Annotated in this window: 6 protein-coding genes, 1 tRNA gene and 1 pseudogene; 7 read left to right on the forward strand and 1 reads right to left on the reverse strand. The window is 62.5% G+C overall.

Going from position 1 to position 5,686, the window contains the following annotated elements:
• From ABT116_RS38785 to ABT116_RS38815, 7 genes are all read left to right on the forward strand, one after another.
• The coding region (locus tag ABT116_RS38785; protein ID WP_351644274.1) for a hypothetical protein at positions 1 to 516 on the forward strand (516 nt) is incomplete at its 5' end.
• Positions 513 to 872 (forward strand): RyR domain-containing protein, encoded by a 360-nt coding sequence (locus ABT116_RS38790; protein WP_351644277.1) that lies wholly within the window; start codon positions 513 to 515, stop codon positions 870 to 872. The genes ABT116_RS38785 and ABT116_RS38790, both read left to right, overlap by 4 nt.
• Before the next feature lies 1 nt (position 873).
• Positions 874 to 1,107, forward strand: a complete 234-nt coding sequence (locus ABT116_RS38795; protein WP_351644279.1) for a hypothetical protein — start codon at positions 874 to 876, stop codon at positions 1,105 to 1,107.
• A 252-nt stretch (positions 1,108 to 1,359) separates the two neighbouring features.
• Positions 1,360 to 2,025, forward strand: coding sequence for a DUF7341 domain-containing protein (locus ABT116_RS38800; RefSeq protein WP_021343798.1), 666 nt, complete (start codon positions 1,360 to 1,362; stop codon positions 2,023 to 2,025).
• A 166-nt stretch (positions 2,026 to 2,191) separates the two neighbouring features.
• A tRNA-OTHER gene (locus ABT116_RS38805) sits at positions 2,192 to 2,263 on the forward strand.
• Positions 2,264 to 2,764: 501 nt separating this feature from the next.
• Positions 2,765 to 4,372 (forward strand): TROVE domain-containing protein, encoded by a 1,608-nt coding sequence (locus tag ABT116_RS38810; RefSeq protein ID WP_351644283.1) that lies wholly within the window; start codon positions 2,765 to 2,767, stop codon positions 4,370 to 4,372.
• Positions 4,360 to 5,025 carry a hypothetical protein gene (locus ABT116_RS38815; protein WP_351644286.1) on the forward strand — a complete coding sequence of 222 codons (666 nt, stop codon included), beginning with the start codon at positions 4,360 to 4,362 and terminating at the stop codon, positions 5,023 to 5,025. Before ABT116_RS38810 ends, ABT116_RS38815 begins: the two co-directional genes overlap by 13 nt.
• An 8-nt stretch (positions 5,026 to 5,033) precedes the next feature.
• Here the strand turns inward: ABT116_RS38815 and ABT116_RS51055 are convergent.
• Positions 5,034 to 5,686, reverse strand: a pseudogene (locus ABT116_RS51055) (hypothetical protein); the annotation flags it as partial.

Consider the following 5,686-nt stretch of genomic DNA (forward strand, 5'->3'; position numbering starts at 1 on the left):
GCTCAGGACCTCGGCAGCGGCCTCCTGGACGGCCGCGACAGACTGCTCGCAGCTGGCCTCGTCGCGAACCCCATGCGCCACGAGACTGGAGAGTTCACAGGTTGGGGCGTCGCGGGACAACACGGTTCTTACGGCGCAGTGGCACACAAGGTGTACGACTTCGCGAACCCCGACGACATGATCACCAACGCGGACCCGGACTCCCTCATACGCGACGTCGCCGACCTGACCCGCATGATGGGGCCGGACTTCTCGGCGTGGGCGTTCGACATTCAACGGCTGTTGAAAGAGCGATCGTGGCAGAACCTCTGGCTCGCCAAGCGTTGGTGGGATGCACCGTATCAGCGTGACCGCGTCCGCCGTGCTGGTCTCGAACTCGCCGGATACCTGCCCGTCTCGATCCTCAACCCTGCCGGCGGACAGCACACCGCCTACGACAAGACCCAGATGTACGTCGGGGGACCGACTTACACCGAACGACTCGCGCAACTCCTCACAGAAACGGTGAACACATGACCTTCCACATCGAAGATGTCGCCCGCATCGCACACGAAGCGAACCGGGCTGTCCAACTCGTAGCAGGTGACCCGAATCCGTCGCCGCATTGGGATACCGCCCCCACCTGGCAGCGTGAGAGTGCCGTCGAAGGTGTGCAGAAAGCACTCGCAGGGGCCACAGCGGAGGGCCTGCACCAGTCCTGGTGCGAATCGAAAGTCAAGGACGGGTGGAACTTCGGGCCAGTCAAGGACGCGGAGGCGAAGACACATCCATGCCTCGTCCAGTACTCGGAACTGCCCGAAGGCCAGAAGGCAAAGGATCACCTGTTCGGCGCCATCGTCAACGCGCTCGCACCCTACATCGAGGAGAACTGAAATGACCGAGCAGCTACCCACAGTCGGACGAAACGTCCACTACCAGTCGTACGGCACCCCAAAAGGCGAGTACCTCCCCGAACCCCGCGCCGCGATCGTCACCGCAGTACCCGACGACTACAACGGCACCCTCTCCCTCGTCATCTTCAACCCCACCGGACAGTTCTTCAACCCCTCGGTCCCGTTCTCACCCGAACCCAAACCAGGACACTGGAACTGGCCACCACGCGTCTGACACCTCGCACACCCACCATGACCGAACAGCCCTACGGCGTCGGTGGCCTGATCACCACCGCCACCGCGACTCGACCCCTCATCCTGCACCCCGACGAATGCGTCCGAAGTCCCCGCGGTGAAGTTCTCGTCTGCGTCCGACCCGCACACCAGAACCGACAATGCCCCGACCTGAACATCGGAGCGACCCTTGCCCTCCTGAAACACATCACTGCCGCGCAGCAACCGCACGACCAAGGGAGCTCTCTTGACCATGGCGACCACACCGAACCACCGCACTGACGACGAAAGCCTGCACGCCGCCAGGCGCGCATTCGACGACGCAGTGCAACTACTCACCGGACCCCGCATTGACATCAAAAACGACGACAACGGAAACCGGATCGTCTGCACATCAGGTTCCCTGTACGCAGAAATGACCGAAAACCTTGCAGGACAGCAGGGCACAGCTCACGGCGGAGTAGCCCGCTCACTCCCACCAGTCTGGGTCGACGGCTTGGACTGGATCGTCCTGGTGGACAACACTGTCACAGCGTGGGCGCCGGGCTCGGACGGCGGCACCGCCACACGGCTCGCCTATCTCGCGGACTGGTCATGGCGCCCGCAGGATGCGGTGTGGTTGCAGGCTGCGGCGATGGAGATCCGCACATGGGTCGAGAGTGCGGAAGAACTGATCGCGGGGCGCAACCGCTTCACGTTGGCCGCGGCGTGCCCGGCCTGCGGTGAAACGCATGTCACGAGGACCGATTCGGACGGTGAGCACGTTCGGGTACCGGTCCTGCAGGTATCGCGTTCAGGTGCTTCATGTGTCGCTTGCGGGCACGAGTGGGGTTTGGACCGCCTGATGTGGCTTGCCCGCACGTTGGGTTGCGACCCGCTGGACGGAATCGACCCAGGTGTAGCCACAATCATCCGCTAAGTGTTGGGTGTCTAGTGCGATGCTAGACATCGAGACATTCATCGGTTAGTCTCGATCACGTCACCACACCGGTGCGAAGCCCACAGGCAGTTACTTCCTCTTCGAAATACACTGTCGCCCGGCATTTTTACTCGGTGTCACAACTTTTCTTACAACTGAATAGAGTTCCGGTGCGAAGCACCGAGGGTTACTTCCACTGTTAATGGGGATGTCGCGGGTTCGAATCCCGTCACCGGATCTGCATCCGGTGTAGCTCAGTTGGCTAGAGCGCCTACGTCACCCTCACCGCAACCATTACTCGGAACTCACAACAACTTTCGCGCTCCCGGTGCGAATCGGTCCGGCTACTTCTTTGGGTGAAATCTGCCGACACCGAGCCCATTTCCTCGGGAGCCACACACTTCACACCTCCCGGTGCGAAGGGATGCGGATACTTCTTCTATCAGAAGACGGGGGTTCAAATCCCTCCCAGCCGAACATGATTCGACTGGTACGCACAAGCGGCCTAGTGCATCACGTCCTGCGTCCCACCCCATCCTCGGGAGCCACAACTTCACAGAGTTGATGCCGGTGCGAAGGAGTACCGCTACTTCGTGTGTTGCGGGTTCAAATCCCGTCAGCAGCCCCCGGCTGCTGTAGCTCAACTGGCAGAGTAACGGACCCCTCAGCGGCACCCCAACCTCATTACTCGGCATCAACTCTCGTGGTGGCTCCCTCCGAATTGAACACGGAGAACACCATGACCAAGTTCAACACCCCCGGAACACGAGCAACCGGACGACATCCGATCACCACCGAACGCCACCCATCCGGTCGGACCCACGAAGGCGCAGCCGGATACGCGCGTGACACCCAGTCCGAACTGTTCCTCCTCGCAGTGACCAACATGGTCGGTGAGAAGACGTTCTACGAATCCGCCGCCTCACGCGATAACCGCTTCGGCGAACTGATCCGCACACTCGCCGCGCAACCGGACCCCGACCTCTGGCTCACACGCTTCGCCGGATGGCTCCGCAACTCCGCGAACATGCGTTCAGCCTCCCTCGTCCTCGCGGCAGAAGTAGTCCACGCCCGCCTCGCAGCCGGCCTGGCCGGTGGCAACAGGCAGATCATCAATTCCGTGCTGCAGCGCGCGGACGAACCAGGCGAATTCCTCGCATACTGGCACACGAACTATGGCCGCAACCTCCCGCAGCCGGTCAAGCGCGGTGTCGGCGACGCCGCCACGCGCCTCTACACCGAGCGGTCTGCCATCAAGTACGACACCGCATCTCACAGTGTCCGCTTCGCCGATGTCATCCGTCTGACTCACGCCGCCCCCAAAGCCGAATGGCAGAGCGACCTCTTCACCCACCTCGTCGGCGCCCGACTCGGCGTCGAAGACCTCACGATCCCCGAATCGCTACTCATGCTGCGAGAAAACGCAGCCATGAAGGCGCTGACCCCGAAGCAGGCCGTCGACCTCCTCTTCACCCCGAACGACATCACCGACAACGCATCCACCGCGCTCGCCGCTGCAGGAATGACCTGGGAGCAGATCCCGTCCCTGATCAACGGACCGTGGACGGCCGCGATGTGGGAAGCGATCATCCCGTCGATGGGGTACATGGCGCTGCTGCGGAACCTCCGCAACTTCGACCAGGCCGGGGTCTCCGATGAAGTCGCCGCCGGCATCTGCGCGCGCCTCGCCGACCCCGAGCAGGTCGCGAAATCCCGCCAACTCCCGATGCGCTTCCTCTCTGCCTACAACGCAGCACCGTCTCTGCGATGGGGATGGTCGCTCGAGAAGGCCCTCGACGCGTCGCTCTCGTCGATCCCTGAGCTTCCCGGCCGAACGTTGGTTCTGGTCGACACCTCGGGTTCGATGAACTCTGGTTTTTCGAAGGACGGTTCCCTCATGCGGTGGGACGCGGCCGTGGTCTTCGGGCTTTCTCTCGCTGCCCGCGCGGCAGACGCCGACGTCGTCTCATTCTCGTCCAATTACTACGGAGTGCCGACGAAGGTGTTCCCCCAGCGCGCAGGAGAATCGGTACTCCGCAGCATCGAGCGTTGGCGCAAGGACGGCTACTTCCTCAACGGTGGCACCGACACGGCGGGCGCGATCAAACGGCACTTCGACGGGCACGACCGCGTCGTCATCCTCACGGATGAGCAGGCAAGCTATGGCGACGTTGGCGCATTGCTCCCGAAGTCTGTGCCGCTGTTCACCGCGAACCTCGCGGGATACCGGTACGGTCATGCCTCATCAGGGACTGGTAATCGGTACACCTTCGGTGGTCTGACCGACCAGATGTTCGCGATGATCCCGCTCCTCGAGCGTGGCGCCAACACCTCGTGGCCGTTCTGATGGCGATGTCGACGGCCGCGGACTGGGCGGCGAAACTCCGAGACCTCCAACCGGTAACCCTCGACGCAGTAGACATTGATCCGGAGTCTGGCTGGATTCGCTGCGGCGGAGACAGCATGGTCTTCGGACTCAAAGTCGCAGACTGCGAAGGAATTCCGATCGTCGGTCACACATACGAGCTGGAGACAGTACTCGGCTCCACCGTCACCGGACTCCGATCCGGGGACTTCTGGCTCATGCGTAAGACCGATCAACAGCTCGCCGATGAGCACAACACGATGGTTGTCGGTTTCCAGGACGAACGGCGACGGACTCTCGAGTCCTGTCGGGAGACGTGGACCGAACAGGAAGCAGCGTTGCCGGACTGGCTACGTGAACGACTGTCACGGTTCCGCACGAATGGCGGCGAACGGTTTGACCTCGACGGGTGGGGCTACGAACTGATGATCTGCCGCCTCGCAGCAGTTCTCGCCGACGGCGACGAAGACGCTGCCAGCGCCCTCGCATCGGAGAGCGGTGCATCCGGCAACCAATGGGACTGCGCGAAAGCCCTTGCCTCCCATCACGAGGGCGGTGCCGACTTGACTCAATTCCCGGCCGGGTTGACCCCGCTCACCGGTGACCCCTACTACCTGGGAAAGACGGAATCATGACTGCAGCATCAACGATCCACCCGGACCGACACCCCCAAGCCGGGACCGCCGTCACCATCGACATCCCCGGGATCGGGGCAGGGGAGTACTGGATCGAAGACTGGTGGGACCGCGCTGCAGGAATGACCTGGATGGTCGCCGACGGTAACCCTGCAGCGCTCAAGTATGCGATTCGCGTTGGATTCTCCAACCTGCCCGTCGACAACGAAGTCGTCTACGGGCACCTCGGTAGCTTCGGGCACCTGATTCACACCTCGGCCGCGTAACTCTTCGAGAGGAACGCGGTCGATTCCGAGGTCACGCGGATCCAGCGTGACAGTTCGCACACTTCCACCCCCGACGATGTGAACCGTCGACGTCGTCGATGTGGTCAGTTCGTCCAGTCCGTCGTCTCCCCGTACCACCAACGCCGAATTGCCGCGCTGCGCAAGGACTCCCGCGACGACCGAGATCAGTTTCGGAAATGCGCACCCGATCAGCCCGGCACGCGGACGAGCCGGATTGGTCAGTGGACCGAGCACGTTGAATGCCGTCGGAATGCCGATTTCCTTGCGAGGCACCGCCGCAAAGCGCAGTGCAGGATGGAAGACCGGCGCGAAACAGAAGCCGATGCCGACCTCTTCGACGCACCGCGCAACCTGCTCCGGCCCGAGGTTGATGC

The sequence above is a fragment of the Streptomyces sp. NPDC002130 genome, assembly GCF_040296465.1.
GTDB lineage: Bacteria > Actinomycetota > Actinomycetes > Streptomycetales > Streptomycetaceae > Streptomyces.